Origin of the sequence: Saccharibacillus sacchari (assembly GCF_037722395.1) — a bacterium.
Classification (GTDB): Bacteria; Bacillota; Bacilli; order Paenibacillales; family Paenibacillaceae; genus Saccharibacillus; species Saccharibacillus sacchari_A.
In genome coordinates this window covers 393,706-415,343 of record NZ_JBBKAR010000056.1, presented here as the reverse complement: position 1 = coordinate 415,343, position 21,638 = coordinate 393,706, and the positions used below count along the sequence as shown (strand labels likewise).

At 53.6% G+C, this 21,638-nt stretch carries 17 protein-coding genes; 8 read left to right on the top strand and 9 right to left on the bottom strand.

All coding sequences use genetic code 11. The annotated features are described in order from the left end of the window. Nucleotides 1–385: 385 nt before the first annotated feature. Nucleotides 386–1,147, bottom strand: coding sequence for a tRNA (guanosine(46)-N7)-methyltransferase TrmB (trmB, locus tag WKI47_RS23170; RefSeq protein ID WP_340229544.1), 762 nt, complete (start codon nt 1,145–1,147; stop codon nt 386–388). A gap of 289 nt (nt 1,148–1,436) precedes the next feature. Then, the gene (locus tag WKI47_RS23165) at nt 1,437–1,622 is read right to left on the bottom strand and encodes a hypothetical protein (protein ID WP_340229543.1); all 186 of its coding nucleotides are present in this window, start codon (nt 1,620–1,622) and stop codon (nt 1,437–1,439) included. A gap of 280 nt (nt 1,623–1,902) precedes the next feature. Here WKI47_RS23165 and WKI47_RS23160 point away from each other — a divergent pair, with 280 nt between their 5' ends. The 3 genes from WKI47_RS23160 (at nt 1,903) to WKI47_RS23150 (ending at nt 4,746) form a co-directional block, all read left to right on the top strand. Further along, the gene (locus WKI47_RS23160; protein WP_340229542.1) at nt 1,903–2,871 is read left to right on the top strand and encodes a TIGR01212 family radical SAM protein; all 969 of its coding nucleotides are present in this window, start codon (nt 1,903–1,905) and stop codon (nt 2,869–2,871) included. 4 nt (nt 2,872–2,875) lie between these two features. Further along, nucleotides 2,876–3,460: a tRNA (mnm(5)s(2)U34)-methyltransferase gene (locus WKI47_RS23155; protein WP_340229541.1), complete on the top strand. Its 585-nt coding sequence runs from the start codon at nt 2,876–2,878 to the stop codon at nt 3,458–3,460. Nucleotides 3,461–3,831: 371 nt separating this feature from the next. After that, nucleotides 3,832–4,746, top strand: a complete 915-nt coding sequence (locus WKI47_RS23150; protein ID WP_340229540.1) for an alpha/beta hydrolase — start codon at nt 3,832–3,834, stop codon at nt 4,744–4,746. A 56-nt stretch (nt 4,747–4,802) separates the two neighbouring features. Here WKI47_RS23150 and recQ read toward each other — a convergent pair whose 3' ends face one another. Continuing rightward, nucleotides 4,803–6,746, bottom strand: a complete 1,944-nt coding sequence (recQ, locus tag WKI47_RS23145; protein WP_340229539.1) for a DNA helicase RecQ — start codon at nt 6,744–6,746, stop codon at nt 4,803–4,805. Nucleotides 6,747–7,241: 495 nt separating this feature from the next. Between recQ and WKI47_RS23140 the strand changes: the two genes are divergently transcribed. Further along, nucleotides 7,242–7,679, top strand: a complete 438-nt coding sequence (locus WKI47_RS23140) for a carboxymuconolactone decarboxylase family protein (RefSeq protein ID WP_340229538.1) — start codon at nt 7,242–7,244, stop codon at nt 7,677–7,679. 323 nt (nt 7,680–8,002) lie between these two features. Then, entirely contained in the window at nt 8,003–8,989 is a 987-nt protein-coding gene (locus WKI47_RS23135) for an RluA family pseudouridine synthase (RefSeq protein ID WP_340229537.1), read from the top strand. 63 nt (nt 8,990–9,052) lie between these two features. On the opposite strand, the gene WKI47_RS23130 is transcribed toward WKI47_RS23135, so the two are convergent. From WKI47_RS23130 to WKI47_RS23120, 3 genes are all read right to left on the bottom strand, one after another. Continuing rightward, nucleotides 9,053–10,696, bottom strand: a complete 1,644-nt coding sequence (locus WKI47_RS23130) for a hypothetical protein (RefSeq protein WP_340229536.1) — start codon at nt 10,694–10,696, stop codon at nt 9,053–9,055. A 27-nt stretch (nt 10,697–10,723) separates the two neighbouring features. Continuing rightward, on the bottom strand, nt 10,724–11,206 hold the full coding sequence (locus tag WKI47_RS23125) for a hypothetical protein (protein ID WP_340229535.1): 483 nt from the start codon (nt 11,204–11,206) through the stop codon (nt 10,724–10,726). A 129-nt stretch (nt 11,207–11,335) separates the two neighbouring features. Further along, nucleotides 11,336–11,980 (bottom strand): cyclodeaminase/cyclohydrolase family protein, encoded by a 645-nt coding sequence (locus WKI47_RS23120; protein WP_340229534.1) that lies wholly within the window; start codon nt 11,978–11,980, stop codon nt 11,336–11,338. 314 nt (nt 11,981–12,294) lie between these two features. On the opposite strand from WKI47_RS23120, the gene WKI47_RS23115 reads away from it, so the two are divergent. Continuing rightward, nucleotides 12,295–13,296, top strand: coding sequence for a Gfo/Idh/MocA family oxidoreductase (locus tag WKI47_RS23115; protein WP_340229533.1), 1,002 nt, complete (start codon nt 12,295–12,297; stop codon nt 13,294–13,296). A 135-nt stretch (nt 13,297–13,431) separates the two neighbouring features. Then, on the top strand, nt 13,432–14,508 hold the full coding sequence (locus WKI47_RS23110) for an FAD:protein FMN transferase (RefSeq protein ID WP_340229532.1): 1,077 nt from the start codon (nt 13,432–13,434) through the stop codon (nt 14,506–14,508). 383 nt (nt 14,509–14,891) lie between these two features. Here the strand turns inward: WKI47_RS23110 and WKI47_RS23105 are convergent, their stop codons facing one another. The 3 genes from WKI47_RS23105 to WKI47_RS23095 all read right to left on the bottom strand — a co-directional run bounded on the left by WKI47_RS23105 (nt 14,892) and on the right by WKI47_RS23095 (nt 20,223). Beyond that, complete coding sequence (locus WKI47_RS23105) at nt 14,892–16,409, bottom strand: methyl-accepting chemotaxis protein (protein ID WP_340229531.1); 1,518 nt, start codon at nt 16,407–16,409, stop codon at nt 14,892–14,894. A 202-nt stretch (nt 16,410–16,611) separates the two neighbouring features. After that, complete coding sequence (locus WKI47_RS23100) at nt 16,612–18,117, bottom strand: methyl-accepting chemotaxis protein (RefSeq protein WP_340229530.1); 1,506 nt, start codon at nt 18,115–18,117, stop codon at nt 16,612–16,614. A gap of 180 nt (nt 18,118–18,297) precedes the next feature. Further along, nucleotides 18,298–20,223, bottom strand: a complete 1,926-nt coding sequence (locus WKI47_RS23095) for a bifunctional 2',3'-cyclic-nucleotide 2'-phosphodiesterase/3'-nucleotidase (protein ID WP_340229529.1) — start codon at nt 20,221–20,223, stop codon at nt 18,298–18,300. A 371-nt stretch (nt 20,224–20,594) separates the two neighbouring features. Between WKI47_RS23095 and WKI47_RS23090 the strand changes: the two genes are divergently transcribed. Beyond that, nucleotides 20,595–21,557, top strand: a complete 963-nt coding sequence (locus WKI47_RS23090; RefSeq protein WP_340229528.1) for a phosphate/phosphite/phosphonate ABC transporter substrate-binding protein — start codon at nt 20,595–20,597, stop codon at nt 21,555–21,557. Nucleotides 21,558–21,638: the final 81 nt, after the last annotated feature.

Here is a 21,638-nt window from a genome sequence, read left to right as displayed (position 1 = left end):
TTCGGTCGCGTGTTGAACTGGGGAAGCCGGATTGGAATTTTACAAGGAGGCTTCCCCAGTTCAAAGGCGAACGCTAACGCTCCTACACTGAAACACCCCCTCCGCCTCTCGGCCTTCCTTTTTTACAAAAAAAGAACGAACTCCATAAAAAAAGACGACCCCGCTCATGGGGTCGTCAAAGAATAAGATCTGCTTGGATGGGTTGTTCCGCTATGAAGCGGAGGGAGAAATTCAGTTCGAGACGCCTTTGAAAGCGGAAAGCCGTAGGCTTTCTGCTTGAGACAGCGGCTCGTAAAGCATTTCGAAGAAATGCACTTCGGAAGCATATGCTGGTAATTTCTCCCGCAGCGGCTCAAGCGTAACTAAACCCACCCCGAAGAAGAGCTTATTCTTCTTCGGCCTCTTCGGCGGCCAGGGCGGCGCGTTCGTCGGAGGAGATTCGGTAGGGCTCCATGCGGATTTCGTTGTAGCGTTCCAGCGCGCGCTCGCCGATTACGACTTCGCAGCGGTGGATGTTCATGCCTTTGCCCATGAATTTATGCTCATACTCGGTCATGACGTGTTCTTCGTTGATCCCGTCACGGTGCAGGTTCAGGCTGATGTTGGTCATCTGAAGACCCGAATCCGCGAACGAGTTTAGCGAGAACTCGAACAAGGTTTCCGAGTCGGTCTTAAAGTGGATTTGTCCGTCGGTGTTGAGTACGCGCTTGTACATATCCAGGAAACGCGGATGTGTCAGACGACGGCGAGCATGTTTTTTCTTCGGCCACGGATCGCTAAAATTCAAGTAGATGCGATCCAGTTCGCCAGGCGCAAAAATATCTTCGAGCTTTTCCACATTGGCACGTGCCAGCATCAGGCTCGGCGGCGTCTCATGGCCTTGCTCTTCCCAGGCCGCTCTCGCTTTATCGCTTGCACGTCGAACGAGTTCGTCGTACATATCAATCCCGATAAAGTTGGCTTCGGGCATGCGTACGCTGGTTCCGCTGATAAAGCGGCCTTTGCCCATACCCAATTCTACAAAGATCGGATGGTCGTTACCGAACAATTCGGCCCAACGTCCCTTATACTGTTCCGGTTCGAGGACAACCAATTCCGGCTGTGCCTGCAGGTTTTCCAGGATTCCTTTTCTTCCGCGTAAACGCATGTCATTCCTCCGCTATAAAAATCTCGGCTCGGTGATCTCGGTGTCGCCCTTGCTTTTGCTCGGCTGAGTGCCAATATCCCTTCGATCTGAAAACATGCCGTAGCCTCCGCCTTATTGTGCCGAACTTCCCGCTAAAAGTAAAGATAAAAGCGGGCCTGATTCATGAAAAAGAAGCCCTCCGGGAAGGAAGGGCTTCGTGGGACGACTTGCTTTTGCGAGCAGGCCGTCGATCTATGCCGGGATAATAATCCGGTTAACCGAAAAGGGGCTTATTGCTCCCTGTCCTCGTTTACTCCGTGCGATCCGCGGCAATATCGAATGTCTTTTCAAAAGCAGTACGAATTTTCTTACGGGCATCAATTTCGATTTTATGACCGCTATGGAAACGTACGCCAGTCAGTGCCAGCGCTTCTTCGCGAGTCAGCTCAACCGAGATTTTTTCTTCCAAGTGATCCGGTGCAAATTGAGTCGTCATTGTCAATCACCTCTTCATTTCTATAGAATAATCGGCCTGTGCCGGGATAAAAAAGAGAGCGTTACCATCGTTGATGCGACGCTGTTTTCCCGTCTTCCGATCTTGAGATAAATATAACACATCCATGTAATATTTATCAAGCGCAAAATTTATTTTTTATTTCTTTATTTTTAAGTTTCAAATCAATATTCACGGAATCAACCTTTTTTAACGAACGCAATTTTGCTAGAATTAAAGATTGAGTAATAGTGTCCATATCGAAAGGAGCTCGACTCTTATCATGAGCATTTCTTCACCTGTTTCGACTCTTGAACCGCAATCGCCTCTTTTATGGAGCGATAAACGATTCCATACCTGGAACACCGAAATGCACGATCAATTCGGTGATAAAGTATTCAAAGTCATGCTGGATGCCGGCTTTTCTTGTCCGAACCGCGACGGTTCCGTTGCCAAAGGCGGTTGTACGTTTTGCAGCGCACGCGGATCGGGCGACTTCGCAGGCAGCCGACGCGACGATCTGGTGACGCAGTTCAACAATATCCGCGATCGCCAACATCTGAAGTGGCCGAGCGCGAAATATATCGGATATTTCCAAGCGTATACCAACACGTATGCCCCGCTTGAGACGCTGCGCGAATATTACGAAGAGATTCTGAAGCAGCCCGGCGTGGTCGGTCTTGCTATCGCTACCCGCCCCGACTGTCTGCCCGACGACGTCGTGGATTATTTGGCCGAGCTGAATGAACGCACGTACCTGTGGGTCGAGATGGGCCTGCAAACGATCCATGAGTCTACATCAACGCTCATTAACCGCGCTCACGATACCGCCTGCTACGAAGAAGCGGTCGCCAAGCTGCGTGCACGCGGCATCCGGGTTTGCGCGCATATCATCTACGGCCTTCCGCAGGAAACGCACGAGATGATGCTGGACACCGGACGCGCTGTAGCGAATATGGACGTACAAGGCATCAAAATCCATCTATTGCATCTTATGCGCAAAACGCCGATGGTCAAGCAGTATGAGGCCGGACTGCTTCGTTTCCTGGAACGCGATGAATATATCAAGCTGATCGTCGATACGCTGGAAATTTTGCCGCCGGAAATGATCGTGCACCGATTGACCGGAGACGCGCCGCGCGACCTGCTGGTCGGACCGATGTGGAGTTTGAAAAAGTGGGAAGTGTTGAACGGCATCGACGATGAACTGAAAAACCGCAATACCTGGCAAGGTAAGTACTGGAGGGGCTAACGTTATGGGATTTGTATCGGTACTCAATTTTGCCCAACAGTTGATTCAAAAAAGGTTGCAACCCGGCGAAACCGCGATTGATGCGACAGTGGGTACGGGTGCGGATACGTTGTATCTCGCCCGGACGGTCGGCGCGCGCGGAACGGTGTACGGATTCGATATCCAGCAGGCGGCTTTGGATCAGGCGCAAGCGCGGCTGGAAAAAGAAGCCGAAGCCGGAACGCGATTGGCGGTTACGGAATTGCTTCTGCGCAGCCACGCGGAAATGGCGCAAGCTTTGCCTACAGAACGTCAAGGAAAGGTCGGCGCCGTGATGTTCAACCTTGGCTATTTGCCGGGTGCGGAGGACTTGAGCGTGATGACAGTCCCGGCTTCGACATTGCCCGCTCTCCACGCAGCCCTTTCCCTTTTGCGGCCGAAAGGGATTTTGACTGCGATCTTATACCCCGGGCATGAAGGTGGCGGTGCCGAAGCTCTGGCTGTCGAGCAGTGGGCTAGCGGGCTTCCTGTCACGACCGCACGGGTGATTTTGTATCGGCAACCGCAAAGACCGGACGCGCCTTACCTCATTGCAGTAGAAAAAAGTTAAAGATTCAACCACCCTCTTTTTTCATCGGCAAAGTTAAAAGAAAAGTCGAAAGTACGGGACAATCCCCGCACTTTCGGCTTTTTCTCCGTCTTGCGACCGTTCGAAATCCTTACTCCAATCCGATTAACCACTCCCAAAGCGGGTATACATGATCTAAAGACATTGATCGAAACAACAATCGAACCAACATTTGGACTCCGGCAAAAAATCGGCCCCATTCGAACCTAGGGAGGGACGACATGTTATTCAACCGATCACGGTTACAACCAACTTCGACTCGCCTTGAGCCTAAACGTAAAGCACTTTTAAAACAAAGACGCCAGCCCGTTAACCGCTCTCACTCTCATGAAACGGAACGCTCTTCGTTCTTCATGCTGAGCGGCACGGACGAGGTCTCGATCTGCGTTAATGTATGGCCGATCCCGAAACCAAAAGCGATCGTCCAGATTTCTCACGGTATGGGCGAGAACGGCGCACGGTACATCGAACTTGCCAACACTTTGAATGCCGCCGGATACACGGTATACGCGGGCGATCATCGGGGACATGGACGCACGACGGGCCATACGCCAGCCGGTCCGCTACGTCAAGGCTACGCCGGACCCGATGCGCTAAACGGAATGTGCCGCGATCTGCTGACCATAGCAAAAGAAATTTCCCAGCGCCATCCGGGCATCCCCATAATTTTGTTGGGCCACAGCATGGGCTCGTTTCTGACCCAAAAGCTTATGGCCGACCACCCTTCCATGTATGCCGGATTTATTTTGACGGGCAGCAGCGGACCACGCGCGGAAAGGCCTCTTCGACTGGGTCGTGCACTGGCCGCTGCCGAAGCAAACATGCTTTCCCCGGCATTTGCCTCGCCTGCGCTAAACGCCCTCGTATTCGGTCCATTCGGACGGGGATTGGGTCGCCGCCGTACGTTCTTTGATTGGTTATCCCGCGACGCGGAGGCTGTGGATGATTTTATACGCCGCTATGGACGAACATTGTTCAGTTGCGGATTTTTCCGCGACTTTTTCCGGCTTTTGCTGGAGATTCATATGCCGGACCCTGCCAAGCGCTTTGACCGATCCAAGCCCGTATTGCTTTGCTCGGGCGAACATGATCCTGTCGGCGGCACGGAAGGACTCGCGAAGTTAAAAGAGTTCTATGAGGCCGCGGGAATCCATGACCTGGAATGCCGTCTTTATCGCGAAGCCCGGCATGAACTGGCTTTCGAGACGAATCGCGGCGAAGTGACCGAGGACTGGATCGCTTGGCTGGATCGACGCTTTGCCAAATAGACCCCAACCTCCATTTTCACATGGACATTGGGGTCTTTTTCCGTACAGCTTTTTAATTACTTATCGTGATCCTCATAGTAAGCAAACAGATTCGAATCGTCTTCGGGCGGCGCTTCCATCTCGTAATATCCGTCATCCGTCCCGCCGCCTTCAGAATCGCCTTCGCGGTTTTGGAAAAATTCGAGGAACGGCTGACCGTATTTACGATATTTCACTTCGCCTACGCCTTTGATCCGCAGCATTTCGAACTCCGTTTTCGGCTTATGCACGCTCATTTCGCTCAAAGTCGCATCGTTGAAAATAATATACGACGGCACATGCTCTTTGGACGCCAGTTCCCGGCGGATCAGACGAAGCTGCTCGAAGATGGTCACTTCCGTCGCCGACAGCTTCACTTCCGCACGCGGATGGCTGCTGCGCGATCCGGACGACGATGCGGCAAACGAAGCTTTGCGCGCTTCGCGCTGGAACACCTGACGGCCGCCCTTGAGCACTTCCGTGGCGAGCGGGCGCAGTTTCACGACCGGATACTGCCCTTCGGTCAGCTCCAGATAGCCTTCCGAAGCCAGCACATTGATCATATCGACGATTTCTTTCTCCGTTTTGCCGTTCAACATACCGTACGTGGACAATTGGTCGAATTTGTATTGCAGCACTTTTTTGTTCCGCGATCCTTTGAGCACGCCTGCAACCATCGAAGCGCCGAACCGCTCGCGCATCCGGTAAATGCAGGAAAAGATTTTTTGCGCGTCCACCGTAATATCGATGATTTCCCGATCGTCGCGGCACGAGCTGCATGTTCCGCAAGGCTCGTCGCTGTGCTCTTCGCCGAAATAATCGAGCTGGGCGCTGCGCAGGCATCGGGTAGTATAGCAGTAATCGACCATCAGTTGAAGTTTGCGATACTCGTTGTGACGCCGTTCTTCCTCTTGCCCGTTTTGCTCGATCAGGAACTTTTGCACCACGATGTCCTGCGCGCTGAACAACAAGATACATTCGCTCGGTTCGCCGTCACGACCCGCGCGACCGGCTTCCTGTACATAAGCTTCCATGTTTTTCGGCATATTGTAGTGAATAACATAACGTACGTTGGATTTATCGATCCCCATCCCGAAGGCGTTGGTCGCGACCATCACCTGCACATCATCATACAAAAAGGCTTCCTGTGCGCTTTCGCGCTCATCGTCGGTCATGCCTGCATGGTAACGTCCGGCGGCCAGTCCTTTCATCGATAATTGGGAATATAGCTCGTCGACTTCTTTGCGCGTAGCGGCGTAGACGATTCCGGCTTCGTTGGCATGCGTTTTGGCGTAATCGTAAATGTATTCTTTTTTGTTTTCGCCCCGCAGCACGGAAAACGCCAGATTGTCGCGGCCGAGTCCGGTGACGAACATTTTCGCTTCCTGAAGCGCAAGCAACCGAACGATATCGTCCATGACCTGCGGCGTAGCCGTCGCGGTAAATGCGGCAACGGTCGGGCGCAGCGGCAACGAATCGACGAACGGCGCGACCGACAGGTAACTCGTACGGAAATCGTGCCCCCATTGCGAGACGCAGTGGGCTTCGTCCACCGCGACGCAATCGATACGCAGATTCGCCATCTCGTCGCGGAACCAGTCCAGCTCCAGACGCTCCGGCGCAACGTAGAGAAGCTTCAGCTCGCCACGCTGCGCCGCACGGATGCGTTCATTCACTTCGCGTCCGCTCAGCGTGCTGTTGATGTAAGCGGCCGCGATTCCGTTCGTCACGAGCGCGTCCACCTGGTCTTTCATCAGCGAGATCAGGGGCGAGATCACCAGCGTCAGCCCGTCCATCATCAACGCCGGAATCTGGTAACAGATCGATTTACCGCCGCCTGTCGGCATGATGCCCAGCGTATCGCTGCGCGTTAGCAGACTTTCGACGATTTTCTTTTGCCCTTCGCGGAAATCGGGATATCCGTAATACTTCTGCAAAAGCTCGCCGGCCTGCTCCATCAGTTTATTTTCTTCGATCGCCATTATGCAAAACTCCTTAAAGGGAATGCCACAGTCGGCATCCCCGAGTATTCGTTGCTTTCCAAGCGCCCGGCTGGAAGTCCTTCTTCTTGTGGAAACTTCGGCAAGGGTGGCACAATCAAGCTGCTTGCCTGATCGGCGCACGGGACGCGTTCTTCCTATATTTTACCGGGCATCATGGTTTGGGGCAACCGCTGAATGCGAACGAATATTCTTTTTTTGAAAAAGTCGTCACGATAAGAAGGGGTGTTTTGTCTTATTGATCGACAAGGGGAGAAAAGTTCCTGTTCGTTAGAGAAGCTCGGGCGGTGGAGGGAAAAATTCGTTCAATACGCTGTCTCACTTGGAAAACTGGATTGAAATTTTAAAAGGTTGTTTTCCAAGTTCAAAGGCGTATTTCACTGAATTTCTCCCTCCGCCTAACGCTTCGCTGACGGACAGAACTTTTTGAAATGTCGATCAATACGACAAATTTTAGGATAAGGGAGATTAAAAGATATGGAACAAAGAATGAATATGCAGCAGGTGTTGCCGGAAGTTTACGGGAAGATGATGGAGTTCGAGATGTCGGTCAAGGCTACGGGGATCGACAAGACGTTGTTGGAATTGATCAAGATTCGGGCTTCGCAGATGAACGGGTGCGCGTTTTGCTTGAACATGCACACGAGGGACGCGCGCAAGCTGGGGGAAAGCGAACAGCGGATTTACATGCTTTCGGCTTGGCGCGAAGCGCCTTTTTATAACGAAGAGGAACGGGCGGCGTTGGCATTGACGGAAGCGGTAACCCGGCTGGATGGGCACGGGGTTGCGGACGATGTCTATGACGAAGCGGTGCGCCTTTTCGGCCAGGAAGGCACGGCGAAAGTCATGATGGCGATCGTCGCGATCAATGCTTGGAACCGGATTGCGGTATCGACGCGGCTGATGCCGGTATAAGGGGAAGCATTCAATATCCGATACTTGGTACGGAAACGAGTTTCGCGCCTGAGCAGCTTATTCGGATAGGAAAAAGCTATCTATTATTTTGTTATGGGCAGTACCTTGACCGCATCCAATCCAAGGTTTGCATTCATCGGAAACACGCAAGGGTTGAGCGGATTTCCGGGGGCGTACCCTAATCTCTTAAGCGGTCAGGGTACTAGCCTTTTGACGTTGGCTCTGGTATAGTGGGTTCGGCGAATCGCGGCTGTGCAAAAGGGTTTTGTGCAGCGTCCGCGCTTGCGCCGAGATCCTTTTCCCAGAATGGAGTTTATCCGATTATGGCTTATACGAATAAACGGCCGGGCGGCAAGAAACGTCCTCCCGGCGTCGCAAAAGATACGTCCTACGCTGCGCGCGAACAAGCAAGAAGAGAAAAAGCGGACGCTCAATCCCGCAGTTTTACCGTCAAAGAATCTGCCGAACTGCTGGCCTTTCTGTTAGAAGCCATGAGCGGCACAGGCCGTAACTCGGTCAAGTCGATGCTATCGCACGGTCAGGTTCGCGTAGACGGCGTAGCCGTTACGCGACACAACCATGAACTGCAACCCGGACAAACGGTGGTTGTAGGCAAAGAACGCGCAAAACCGAAAGCAAGACTAACCGGTTTGCGCATTTTGCATGAAGACGATGACGTAATCGTGATCCGCAAAGAAGCCGGACTGCTGTCGATGTCTTCTTCCCGAGAAGAAGACAACACGGTCTATCGTCAGCTTATGGGACATATCCGCTTAACGGATGCCCACGGTCGCCTGTTTGCTCTGCAATTGCTGGAAAAAGACGCTTCAGGCGTAATGCTGCTTGCCAAAAACGAAGCGGCCAAAGAAGCCATCCTTGAACAATGGAACAACGGCATCGCCAAACAAGCCTACACCGTGCTGGTGGAAGGCAAAGTGAAACGCGAAGCGGATACCGTCACGTCCTGGTTGCGCGAAACGAAAACGCTCAAAATGTACGCCAGCCGCAAAGAAGGCGACGGCCTGCACGCGGTGCTTCATTACAAACTCCTGAATGCAGCCAGCCAGGTATCCTTGCTCGAAGTCACGACGGAAACGAATCGCAAAAACCAGATCCGTGCCCAGTTCGAAGACATCGGCCATCCGATCGTCGGCGACAAAAAATATGGCTCGACGCTGCGCAACCTGGGTCGGCTGGGTCTGCATGTGCATGAGCTGACGTTTGTTCACCCGACTAGCGGCCGCACGACCAAGTTCGAAACGGAAATTCCGAAGACGTTTTTGGCATTGTTCCAGGAAAACCAGAACTAAATCAGTATAGCTCAAAGCCCCCGAACTCCGCGAAAAAACGCAGAGACCGGGGGCTTTCTTTTTTTAAACCACGTAATCTCCGAATCCAACCGTCTGCCCATTGATCTGCGCCGATGCTTCGCCCTTCTCGTCCACGGCCAACTCCAATCGACGACTGTGCAGACTCCGGTATCTCACACGGCTGCCGTCTTCGCCAAAACTCGGCGCACGCTCGCGCATCAGCTCGGCAAAGCCTTTCAGATCCTCGACGTCCAGACTTTCCGCTTCCTCCACGCTGGCCGCTTCGATCACGACGGCGTTGGACGCTCCCGTGCTGCGCACGTTCACCCGATCCTCCTGCTCCGCCGTTTCGTAACCGTGACGCAGGAACACAGCCAGATAGACACCGCCGACCAATCCGAACAGCGCGTGCTCGTCTTCAATCCATTCCCCTTTCGGCAGAACGCCGACGATACTTGGGTCTTCTCCCTCCGGCACCGGATACAACGCCATGACTACGCTTCGATCCGGCAAAATGCGTGCGTACGGACTTTCGTGACGCAGATCTCCTTCGCTATACCCTTTGCCCGGATGGATAAAATATGCCTGATTGACGCTGCTGCCCAGCTCGTACGATAGCGGAAGCGTCACGTCCCAGCGATGCTGTTCGTTATCGAACTCTTCCGAGCGCTCCCACATCCCGCCCGCCGCGTACGCATCGGTCAGATACGTGTAGCTGTGTAGTTCAAGATCCGTTCCGTCCTCAAGCGGCTTGAGCACTTTCTTTTTGACCTCGACCGGAACCAGACGATCCATCGCCGCGATCCGTGCTTCTTCCGGCGCTTCGTAGAACAGGAATCCGGCGTATTCGGCACGAACCAACTGCGGCGGCAAACGGAAATCTCCGTATTGCAAATAATCGAACGCGACATTGCCGTCTTTCGGCGCATCGGCGGACAACCCTCGCGCATGCGGTCCGGCCCAGGCGCCTCCGATATAATGCAACGAACGTTCGCTCCACAGATAATCAAGCATGCTGTTCAGATCAGCCGTAATCTGCGCGTCGTCGAGCAGCAGCCGAGCGCATGTGAACGCCTGTACCCAATGCCAGAACCAGGGCTGCGAACCGTATTCGTGCATGCCCCGTTCCCGAACGCGCGCAAGCAAGGCTTGAAGCGAACGGCGTCCGTTTTCGAGCAACTCGTCATCTCCGTAAAACGAACCGAACAACAGCTTGGCCGCTGTGTATTTTGCTTCATGATGCCCGTATTCCCGCAGCGGTTGATCATAGAAACGACTATCGTACACGGCTTTAAGTGCGATCTCGAACGCGGTCCGCAACTCCTCAGGCAACGTCTCCCCGCTGCGTTCGGCGAAGTACAGCATCAGACTGCCCATCAGCTCGACCGGAAGCGGATGCGGCGACGCCTGTTTCGGATCTTCGCCAAGTCCAAGCGGCCAATGGCCGTAAGTCTCGCTGCCTTCCCGGCGATCTTGCAGCTCTAACACAATGCCGAGCACTTCCTCCGCCGTCTCTTTGGCCTGCTCGCGATCGAAACGAACCCGAATATCCGGGTCGAGCGAAGCGGCATGCAGATACGAGGCATAATAAAAATTGTTGCGGATATCGTCATGGAACCATAATCCGCTCGGCAGACGCTCACGCGAAGCAGCCTGCGCAGCGACCTTCCCGACAAGTTGACGACTTCTTTTTTCCAGACTCAACATATTACCGATTCCAACTCCTTTTTATCATTAATGGCGGCTTCGTTTCGGCTTGAACTCCCGTGCGCACGTTTCCAGCAAAAAGCAAAACGAACGGTTCTGCCCCAGCATAAACGAAGATAGATCATAACGATGATGGGATGGTTCGTAGGAAACAAGCAGTCGCCGCCCCATCCGTCGTGACGCATAGTCAATAAACTCCCGCGCGGACTCGCTTTCCAACAAGGTGACGTAGGCATATAAGGAATGTTCTTCCGGTTCATCGAGCGGGCTTACGCCCGCGCAGGAGAATTCGGTGACGATGCCTGCCGCGTTCAATCGCGTTAAAGCTTCCAATAATTCGATATCCACCTCAACACCGTCCAATAGACCGACCTTTTTCGGAAAAAGACGAATCTTCTCGCGTTCCGCCCAGCGCCCAAGCTCCATTCTGCGCCGCTTCCATTGTTCGGTGGTCTGAGTGCTGATGATGATTTCATCCGGCATCGCTTGATCCGGTTGTCCGCCTTCCATATCACTCGCTCCTTCCGCAACCCAAAGACCGGCAGACCCTTTACGCTCGGCCGCCAGTCCGGTCTTTCCATTATGCCATTCCCGAAGCGGCGACGCTATCCTCTCAGGCGCAGAACGCTTGATTCGCTTTTACGTCTCCGACTGTTGCTCTGCCGCTTGCTCCAGCGCTTGCATGACCTCGTTCAAAGCCCGCTCTTTCAGCCGTTCGGCCTGGAACATCAACCGGTCCGCCCGATCGCCGTAATCTTCGCGCGCACGTTTATCCGTACACGCGGGCAGATTGATCCGGACGGTCAGGTAAGCCGAACGAACCGCCGCTTCGAACATGACTATGCCGATGCCCAGATCCGACAAGACATGCTCGCGGGTCGCTTCGGCGATTCCCCGGGCACTGTTCAGACCGCGTACCCCGATCTCCATCAGCTCCAGCGGAACTTGGATCGTCCGTTTTGCGGCATGAAGCAGAGATTCGTCCTCTGCGGACTCCGCCTTTTCGCTGACCTCGATATACTCGGCGAAGCTGCTTATATCCGCCTGCATCAATCGCTCGCAAGCCGCCGCGATCTCTGTCATTTCCTGTTCTGCGATGTCAATGTTTGCCCGTTGCTCGGACGTCCGCTCCCGGTGCGACAACCGTGCGGCCATCGACGTCATTGCCGAACCCAACGCTGCCGCGAGCGCCGAAGTGCTGCCTCCGCCCGGCGTGGCTTTGGCGCTTCCGGCACGCTCAGTGAATTCTCGAATCGATAGATCCCAAGGGGATTGGTTTTTCATGATGGCTCTCTCCTTTTTCGCCTGGATGACTGTTCGGACTTTATTCTCTTCTTATTACCCCGGATTGCAGATCGCACTGGAAACGGTTGTATTGTCAACAAGTAAACTTTCTTCTAAACTAACCGGTGATCCCTGTTTAAATTTTCTCTCTTTGTAAAAAAGGAAGCCGTATTGGCGTTCAGTCTGCTGGGGGAAGGACTTCGGCGGCGGTTTGACGCGGTCCAAAAAAATGAATGCTAACTTGACCGTTCATGTTATGATGGACAGGAATATTATCGGATTTTTCAATATGTGGACTGGGAGTGGATTTATTCATGATTCGATTCGGAATGATCGGCACGAATTTTATTACGGAACGCTTTATTGATGCGGCGCAGCAAGCGGAAGGCTTGGAGCTGACCGCGGTGTACTCACGCACGGAAGATCGCGCGCAGGAGTTTGCGAACCGTTACGGGGTCGGGCTTACGTTTACGGACCTGGATGAAATGGCCGCTTCGGACCGAATCGACGCCGTTTATATCGCCAGCCCTAACTCTCTCCACGTGGAGCAGGCCATTTTGTTCTTGCAGCAGGGCAAGCATGTGCTGTGCGAAAAGCCGATGGCCTCCAATGCCCAGGAAGTTCGCGACATGTTTGCTGCGGCGCAAGCAAGCGGTGCCGTACTGATGGAAGCGGTTAAAACAACGTTGCTCCCTTCCTTCGCGCTGCTGCGGGAAAACCTGCATAAGATCGGACCCGTTCGCCGTTATTTTGCCAACTATGGCCAGTACTCGTCCCGCTATGACGCTTACAAGGAAGGCATGGTGCTGAACGCGTTCCGCCCGGAATTTTCCAACGGCGCGCTGATGGATCTGGGCCTGTACTGTATTTATCCGATGGTGCTGCTGTTCGGCAAACCGGAAGAGGTCAAAGCGAGCGCTTATATGCTGGAATCCGGCGTCGACGGCGAAGGCAGTCTGCTGGCGCGTTACGCGGACATGGAGGGCGTCGTTACTTTTTCCAAAATTACCGATTCGCATGTACCTTCGGAGATCCAGGGCGAGCTGGGCAGCATTCTGATCGACAAAATCAGCGAACCGCGCAGCGTACAGATTCGTTATCGGGACGGCAGCGTGGAAGATCTCAGCGAACCGGCCGGCAAACCGGTGATGACTTACGAAATTCAGGAGTTTGTCGACGTGATCCGTTCAGGCGCAAGCGAGTCTTCCGTCAACTCTCACGCGTGCTCGTTGGCCGCTGCGGAAGTGATGGAAGAAGCCCGCAAACAGTTCGGTCTTGTTTTCCCGGCCGACGAAAAATACTCGCAACTAAAATAATCAAAAATTTGACTAATTTGAAGGTTCTGTCGCGCGTTTCGTTAAGGTATGATGAATGTGAGGACTTTCACGTACTTTTTTTCCGGAAAAGGTACACCGATGAAAGCTCCATTCTAACGGGACGGTGACTTCACGATGTGGAAGCATGCAGGCAAAACAATGAAAGCGGCAGCGGCAGTTTTGACCCTCGCAGCTGTATTAAGCGGTTGCGGACAAGCCAACGACGGAGCGGCTACAGCCGCACAAACGAATTCCGAGCCGGTATCGGCAACCTTCTATGTATACGATACGGTAGCGACGATCAAGATTTACGACGAGAAAGCAACAGAGCAAAACATAGACGAAATCCGTGATCTGTTAAGCAAAATCGATCTGGAACTGAGCCGGACCAACGAAAACAGCGATCTGTACAAGGTTAACGCGGCCTCCGGCAAAGAAGCGGTCAAAGTCTCGCAAGGCACATTCGACGTGGTGAAACTTGCGTTGGACTATGCCAAAGAAACGGACGGATTGCTCGATCCTTCGATCGGACCGCTGATCAATCTGTGGGATATCGGGCATGAAGGCGCGAAAGTGCCGGATAAAAACGACCTGGAAACGGCTCGCAAACTGACCGACTACCGCAAAGTGACGCTGGACGAAGCCAATCTGACCATTAAACTTGAAGAACCCGGTATGGTGCTTGACCTGGGTTCGATCGGTAAAGGCTATGCGGCCGACCAAGTGTCCCGGTATATGCACGACCATGATCTAAGCAGCGCTTTGATCAATCTCGGGGGCAGCAGTATCATTGCGGTCGGTAGCAAGCCGAGCGGCGCGGATTGGAACGTCGGCCTGCAAGATCCGGTCAAAAGCCGCGGCAGCCAACTGGGAACGATCAAGATCAACAACGAGACGATCGACTCCTCCGGCGTGTATGAACGATTCTTTATGCAGGACGGCGTCCGGTATCACCATATTCTCGATCCCCGTACCGGCTATCCGACGCAAAACGGCCTGATGAGCATTACGATCGTCAGCGACAATGCAACGGACGCCGATGCGCTCTCCACCGCTGCTTTTGTGATGGGGCTGGAAGACGGGATGGCTTATATCGAAAAAAAACCTGGCGTCGAAGCCTTTTTCATCATGGACGACAACAGTATCCATGCAACGAGCGGCTTGAAAGATCGAATCAACCTGACCTCGGATTTGTATCATTTGGCGGAGTAAGAATACCGGTCGGAATGTGAGGCGTTGAAATAAGTGCTCAAATACACTTATTTCGTTGCATCGGCTCCCCGATCTTCAAATAGATGCGAATCTGCATTTATTGGAAGAAAAAACGCGTAAAAGCGTAGAAGAACGAGCAATTAAGTGCATATCTGTACTTATTATTCCCCAATCGCAAAATTCGAAGCAATTAAGTGCATATACGCATTTATTATTAAAAGCCCGGTCGGAATTTATTCCGATCCGGGCTTTTGAGATTCGGATTTTGAGATTAAGCTTTTTTGCCTATTCTTGTATCCGCGTAAAGGTGTGATGCAGGTATCGCACGGAAATGGGCTGCCATGCCTTTTTGCTTCAAAAGTCTTTGCAGAACCGGCCGCGATTCAGCGTTTGCGCTTCGGACTCCCTTCAGCCGCAGGCAGGGACTCCTCGTTGCCCGTCTTCGTCCGTTGCGTGACCAATTCGTTCAGTTCGACGATCAACGTTTCCAGTGCTGTAAAACTGTCGGACAGATGGCCGGTCACGCTGCGCTGTTCTTCCATCCCCGCCAAAATCTGCTCGGCCGCCGCGCTGGACTGCTCCGTGATGCCGGCAACTTCGCTCATCTCCTGCACGATCTGCCCGGAAAACGCGCGCAGTTCGGACGAACGGTGTTCGACCTGCTCCGCTTGTTCCCGAACGCCGTGCGCGCTTTTGCGAACCGACGCGAATACTTCTTCGGTGCGTTTGGCGGACGTTTTACCCGCTTCCAGCATCTGCACGCCCGCTTCGACTTGCGCCGACAGCGACTCTACTTGCGTTTTCAACCCGGACAGAATGCCGTCAATCTCGCTTGCCGCTTCGCCGGAATGCTTGGCGAGCGAGCCGACTTCTCCCGCCACGACCGCAAAGCCTTTGCCGTGTTCACCCGCGCGTGCCGCTTCGATCGCCGCGTTGAGCGAAAGCAGGTTCGTTTGCCGCGAAATCTGGTCGATCTGCGCCAAAATATCCGACATCGAATGGCTCGCTTCCGCAAAATTGCGCATCTGGCTCGACGTGCGGTCCATCATGCCGTCGAGATCGTCGATGCGTCCGGCAAGCTGATCCATATGCAGATTGCCTTCGTCGCCCGCTTCCGCTGCCTGACGCGACAGCAAGTTCATCGCTTTCGCGTATTCGCTCACGTCGCCGATATGATGATCCGACGTGGACAGCGCATCGTTGATCCGCGTGATGCTGCCCGCTTGTTCTTCCACGCCGCGCGCCACTTCCTGAAAAGCGAGAATGACTTCGTTCGTGATCGCGTTGACGTTTTCGACTTCCTGCTTCGTTTGTTCGGAAAAACCGCGCAGCGCTTCGGCCGCTTCGCGGACGCGTCCCAGCAAATACTGAACCTGCTGCCCGGCCGCTTCCGCTTCTTCGCGCTGCCGTTCGCTGGAACGGTACGTGCGCTTGTTCAAAGCCGCGACCACGATCAGCAGACCTCCGATCATGGCGAACACCACGACGATGCCGGTGAACAGTTCGGTCCGGTCGGTCAATGCCTGCGTCTGCGCGCCGTTGAAGATTTGCGCAAGCAGCGTGACCGTCATGGCCGCAAAAGCGACGGTGAAATATTTATAGTGTGGATAAATCAACAAAAAGACGCAGAACATCAGAAAAATAGGCGCTTCCAACGAAGCCAGATTGAAAAACACGCCGAAAAAGATCATCAGACCGGTAAACACCCACGGAATGATGTAGATCGCTTTGCGTTTCCGATTGCAGATCTCGATCCCCAATCCCGCAAAAAAAGCGATCGCATTGGTCGTCCACAGCGTCGGTTCCAGCAAAGCCAGCAGCAACGACAGCGCCACCACGACCCATAATACTTTTCCGACCAGTTTGTTGCGCTGCCAAATCATTTCTTCCGCTCTCGTCATCCGTTCTTCATCCTCCGCGATCATGATGGTGCCCTATACGATTTTGGGCAATACGGTTTATATCGTCAATATCGCCTCATCAGTTAATGCTTGGTCAATAGATTCTTTTTCAAAAAAACACTTCGCTTTTCCGCGATGGGAAAAAGCGAAGCCCTGTTCGGTCGAAAGCCTGTTTCTGCTGAATCTATCCCCGTTTACGCGATCAAGAAACCGGATGTTCGCCGCGATGCCGCTGCACCAGACCGTCCAATTCGATAATCAGGCGCTCCAGTTGGTCGAAGCTGTCCGCCATATGCCGGGTGACGCCGCGCTGCTGCTCCACGCTCGCCAGAATTTGCTCGGCCGCCGCGCTCGATTGCTCGGTAATACCCGCCACTTCCGACATCTCCGTCACCATCCGTCCGGAAAAAGCGCTCAACTCCGTCGAACGATTCTCGACCCGCTCCGCTTCTTCCAGCACGCCGTGCGCGCTGCCGCGAACGGTCGCAAAGCCTTTTTCCGCCAGCAACGCCGACGCTTTGCCTTCTTCAAACATGCGCACGCCCGCATCGAGCTGACCGGCCAGCGCTTCGATCCGTTCTTTCAACCCCGACAAGATGCCTTCGACCTGTCCTGCCGCTTCGCCGGAATGTTTCGCCAGCGCGCCTACTTCCCCGGCTACGACCGCAAAGCCTTTGCCGTGTTCGCCCGCGCGCGCCGCTTCGATCGAAGCGTTCAGCGACAGCAGGTTCGTTTGCCGCGAAATCTGTTCGATCTGCGCCAAAATATCCGACATCGAACGGCTGGCATCCGTGAAGCTGCGCATCTGCTCAAGCGTGCGCGACATCGTGGCGTCCAGTTCGGCAATCCGTGCAGCCAGGCTCTCCATATGCGTATTGCCCGCATCGCCCGCGGACGCCGTTTCGGCGGACAAAGTCTTCATGCGGCCCGCGTATTCGCTCACGTCGCCGATATGGCGATCCGACACGGCCAGCGCATCGTTCATTCTTGTGATGCTGTCCGCTTGTTCTTCGGCGCCCCGCGCCACTTCGCGCAGCGCGATCATCACTTCGTCCGTGATCGCGCCGACGCTGCCGACTTCCTGCTTGGTTTGCGCCGAAAAGGTTCTCAATGTCTCGGCGGATTCCTGTACGCGCAGCAGCAGTTCTTCGACTCTCCGCTCGGACTTTTCGCTATCGGCGCGCCGACGCTCGCTAGCCCGGTACGTCCGTTGATTGAGCAGCGCCACGCTGACCAGCGCGACGCCCGTCAACAGAAACATGGCGAACACGTCGGAATACATGCCGCTCAGCGACGTTACTCCGGCCATGCGCGCGCCGTTCATGATTTGAATCGGCATATTGATCAGCACCAACCCGAAAGCGGTCGCGAAATATTTGTAATTCGGATAAAGCAGCAGCACGGAGCAAAAAATAAGCGCCGTCGACGTTTCGATCTTGCCGATATTGAAATAGATCGAAAAAGCCGCCAACACCAGCGTCAAGATCCACGGGATAACCATGACGCCTTTTTTTCTCGCGTTCATAAAGTGAATGATACCGCACAATACCGCGCCCGAAATATTCGTTACCCATAACGAAGCGTCGAAAAGAGCCTGCACCGTCGCGATCGCAAGCACCGACCATAAAATCCAAATCATTACTTTGTTGCGTTGTCCGATCATTGCTGTCTTGTTGTCCACTTTCCATCCTCCGTCGTTTTTGCTCATGATGCGGACGCCGTTTGCACGGCTTGGCTGATCCGGTCCGTCCATTGCTGAGATTGTGTTCTTGCTGAATATGGCGGCAAAAAAACGAGACTGCGGAAAATCAAGACTCCGCTGTCTCGCTGTCATTGTATCGAATTTGCCGCTGTTTGCCATCAAAAAAATGGTTCCGATTCGCTGCGCTTACTTGGTCGAAGGCACGATCTCTACATTGAAGCGCGCAAAACCGTTATCTGTCATCCCTGCAAAAGCTATGCCATCGGGCATATTTTCCCGACGTGCGTCGGGCGACGACAACAATTCGACTTTGAGACCCGCCGGAATGCCCGCAAGCGTCCAATTGTTGTCCGCTTTCGGCGCCAACGTACCGGAAGCGCGAATATAGTCGGTCAGGATTTGCCGGTTTTCGTCCGGCGAATCGAGCACGACCCGCTGACCGTCGGGATTGGCGATCGGCGTGGAAAAGGCCCGATAGTTGTTGGTGGCGATCACGAATTTCTCTTCCTCCCCGACCGGACGCCCTTCATACCGCAGATTGCCGATCCGCTGCGCTTGCGGGTTCGATAGTTCGCAAGAAGCCGAATATTTCGCCGGCTGTGTCACGTCGATGGTGTAGGTGACGCCGTCGATAATATCGAAGTTGAACGAAGGGAAATCCGGATCGATCAACGGCTGGCCGTCGGCGCCTTGCGGGTCGATCGTCAGGAATAGTCCCGCCGCCCATTCCAGCCATTCTTTCAGTTCCGCGCCCGTCAGCAGCACCGCGCACAGCGTATTCGGATAATTGTACAAATCGGCGATATGCTTGACCGCAAGCGGACCGGCCGGAATATTCGTGTAATACGCCGGGCCGTAGCGGCCGCCGGTTTTGAACGGCGCGCCTGCGGCAAGAACCGGCAGATTCGCGTACGGCGTGCTTTGCAGTTCTTTTTTCAAATACCAGCGCTGGGCGTCGTTGACGATCTGCACGGACACGCTGTCTTGCACCAGAGCGAAAAAGCTGTCGATCGGCTCGGTCGTCTCGCCTACCGCGGTCCGAATATAGGTCAGCGTTCCTTCGTGCCCTTCGCGTACGGCTTCTGCGGTTTCGGCATCTGTACGCACCAGCGATACAGCTTTGGAAGCATCGAAAACCGGGCGTGCTTCAGTGTGAAAATCAGCTACTTCCCATCCTTTTTCGCTCAAAGTCAACTCCAAGTCAACGACGCCCAGATGATCGCCTGCATATCCCGCTTCGACCGCCGGAATCCCGTTGATCGAACCTTTTTGCGCGTCGACACCTGTTTTTCCTTCGAAAGCAGCGCTTGGAAACACCTTGTGCGCATGACCGAACAATATCACGTCTACGCCCGGAATCCGGCTAAGGTGCAGCACGGCATTTTCCGTCATCGGCGCTTCGGAGACATCTTCGTAGCCGCAATGGGCCAGCAATACGATCAGATCCGCGCCTTCGGCTTTCAGCTTCGGCACGAAAGTCTTCGTTGTTTCGACCATATCTTCGGCTGTCAGCCTGCCTTCGAGATTGGCCTTATCCCAGCTCATGATCTGCGGCGTCACCAATCCGATCACGCCGACTTTGATCGGGTGCAAATTCCCTTCGTCGTCCTCGATCGTGCGCTCCAGCAGCAGATACGGCGGGAGATAATGCGATCCTTTCGGAACGTTTTCGCCGTCGAGAAACAGATTGGCATTCGTGTAAGGGAAAGCAGCGCCTTCAAGCACTTTATCCAAATAGTCCAATCCGTAGTTGAATTCATGGTTGCCCAGCGTCGCGGCGTCGTACCCGAGCGCGTTCATCGCCTGATAGACCGCATGGATACCTCCGTTTGCCTCAAGTCCTCCCGAAGCCATGTAGTCTCCCATCGGATTGCCTTGCAGCAGATCGCCGTTATCGAACAACAGAACATTCTTTTTTTCCGCTTTCGCTTGGCGAATCAAGGTTGCCGTCTGAGCGAATCCATATTCCAGTACCGGTCGGTCTCCGTAATAATCATAGTTCGTCATATGGACATGAAGGTCCGTTGTTTCGAGTACCCGCAGGCTTGCTTTAATATTCAGTTTACTCTCCTCCAATATGTAAGCTAAAATGACACGGTTTTGCGATTGCACGCGTTTAACATTTTTTTCCGTGACTTTTTCAGATAAAACTCGTGCAATTTTCGTTTTTTGTGGTACTATCTTTTATGAAGATTAATTTACCGGTGGTAGTTAGTAAAAAAACTAAACATTAACTAACATTCGGTGCTGGATTGTTCGCTTCTCGAAACGTAGATTAGAAGCGTCCCTGTACTTTCCGACTTGATTAGAATGACATTTAACTATGTTTTTCGCAAGAGTGGGATGTTGAATTTTACGTAGTTTTAACAAAAATCGTCCTCCCACTTTACTCAGTCTTAGGAAAATGCTGGTACACTTCTTTTTGTCGGCTTCGAGCCGCGGAGATTGCAAAAACAACATACCTACTCAAGGGGGAAAAGATTTTGTTCAAGAAAGTACTTACGATCTGCATGTCTCTTGCAGTGACGGCGAGCCTGGCAGCTTGTGGAAGCAGCAACAATAACGCAGCAGGTGGGGATACGGCAGCAGGCGGCGACACGGCGGCAGCGGGTTACGTGCCGACCGAACTCAAAGTACAATTCGTGCCTTCGCAAAATGCGGAAACACTCGAAGCCAAAGCGAAACCGCTTGAGAAACTTCTCGGCGACAAACTGGGCATTCCGGTCAAAGTCAGCGTTTCGCCTAACTATAACACGATCATCGAAGCGATGACCGCCAAGCAAGTCGACGTAGGCTTCCTGCCTCCGAACGCGTACGTGCTGGCGCATGACGTAAGAAAATCGGCTGACCTGCTGCTGCAAGCGCAACGTTACGGCGTTGACGAAGCGACAGGCCAACCTACGGACGAAAAAGTCGACTTCTACAAATCGCTGATTCTCGTTAAAAAAGATTCGGGCATCAAAAGCCTGGAAGATCTGAAAGGCAAAAAGATGGGATGGCAGGACGTTACGTCTTCCGCAGGTTACGTATTCCCGGCCGCTGCCATGATCAAAGCAGGCCTCGACCCAGGTACGGACGTGCAAGGCGTAACGCTCAAAGGCCACGACCAAGCGGTACTGGCTCTGCTGAACGGACAAGTTGACGCGGTTGCCGTGTTCCAAGACGCGCGCAACACGGTTAAAGGCGACGTTCCGGATGTATTCGACCAAACGGAAATCCTGTTCTCGACCGACCCGATTCCGAACGATACGGTCAGCGTACGCAGCGATATGACGCAAGAATGGAAAGACAAGATCGCTGACGCGTTCATCGCTTTGGGCGACGATCCGGAAGGCCAAAAAATCATCAACGACGTGTACACGCATGTCGGTTACGTTAAAGGCGACGACGCCAACTTCGCCATCGTTCGCGAATCGGCTGAAGCCGTAGGCCAAAAGATCGAATAGCACTCTTCACCATTTCAGGGGCCTTATGGTATAATCTCGACAAAACCAACTTTTATGCGCCCTCTTCATGCTTATATGCAG

Excerpts from the sequence above, each read along its gene's own strand:
- trmB (WP_340229544.1), bottom strand. The coding sequence starts at position 1,147 with ATGCGTTTACGCGGAAGAAAAGGAATCCTGGAAAACCTGCAGGCACAG.
- WKI47_RS23165 (WP_340229543.1), bottom strand. The coding sequence starts at position 1,622 with ATGACGACTCAATTTGCACCGGATCACTTGGAAGAAAAAATCTCGGTT.
- WKI47_RS23160 (WP_340229542.1), top strand. The coding sequence starts at position 1,903 with ATGAGCATTTCTTCACCTGTTTCGACTCTTGAACCGCAATCGCCTCTT.
- WKI47_RS23155 (WP_340229541.1), top strand. The coding sequence starts at position 2,876 with ATGGGATTTGTATCGGTACTCAATTTTGCCCAACAGTTGATTCAAAAA.
- WKI47_RS23150 (WP_340229540.1), top strand. The coding sequence starts at position 3,832 with ATGCTGAGCGGCACGGACGAGGTCTCGATCTGCGTTAATGTATGGCCG.
- recQ (WP_340229539.1), bottom strand. The coding sequence starts at position 6,746 with ATGGCGATCGAAGAAAATAAACTGATGGAGCAGGCCGGCGAGCTTTTG.
- WKI47_RS23140 (WP_340229538.1), top strand. The coding sequence starts at position 7,242 with ATGGAACAAAGAATGAATATGCAGCAGGTGTTGCCGGAAGTTTACGGG.
- WKI47_RS23135 (WP_340229537.1), top strand. The coding sequence starts at position 8,003 with ATGGCTTATACGAATAAACGGCCGGGCGGCAAGAAACGTCCTCCCGGC.
- WKI47_RS23130 (WP_340229536.1), bottom strand. The coding sequence starts at position 10,696 with ATGTTGAGTCTGGAAAAAAGAAGTCGTCAACTTGTCGGGAAGGTCGCT.
- WKI47_RS23125 (WP_340229535.1), bottom strand. The coding sequence starts at position 11,206 with ATGGAAGGCGGACAACCGGATCAAGCGATGCCGGATGAAATCATCATC.
- WKI47_RS23120 (WP_340229534.1), bottom strand. The coding sequence starts at position 11,980 with ATGAAAAACCAATCCCCTTGGGATCTATCGATTCGAGAATTCACTGAG.
- WKI47_RS23115 (WP_340229533.1), top strand. The coding sequence starts at position 12,295 with ATGATTCGATTCGGAATGATCGGCACGAATTTTATTACGGAACGCTTT.
- WKI47_RS23110 (WP_340229532.1), top strand. The coding sequence starts at position 13,432 with ATGTGGAAGCATGCAGGCAAAACAATGAAAGCGGCAGCGGCAGTTTTG.
- WKI47_RS23105 (WP_340229531.1), bottom strand. The coding sequence starts at position 16,409 with ATGACGAGAGCGGAAGAAATGATTTGGCAGCGCAACAAACTGGTCGGA.
- WKI47_RS23100 (WP_340229530.1), bottom strand. The coding sequence starts at position 18,117 with ATGAGCAAAAACGACGGAGGATGGAAAGTGGACAACAAGACAGCAATG.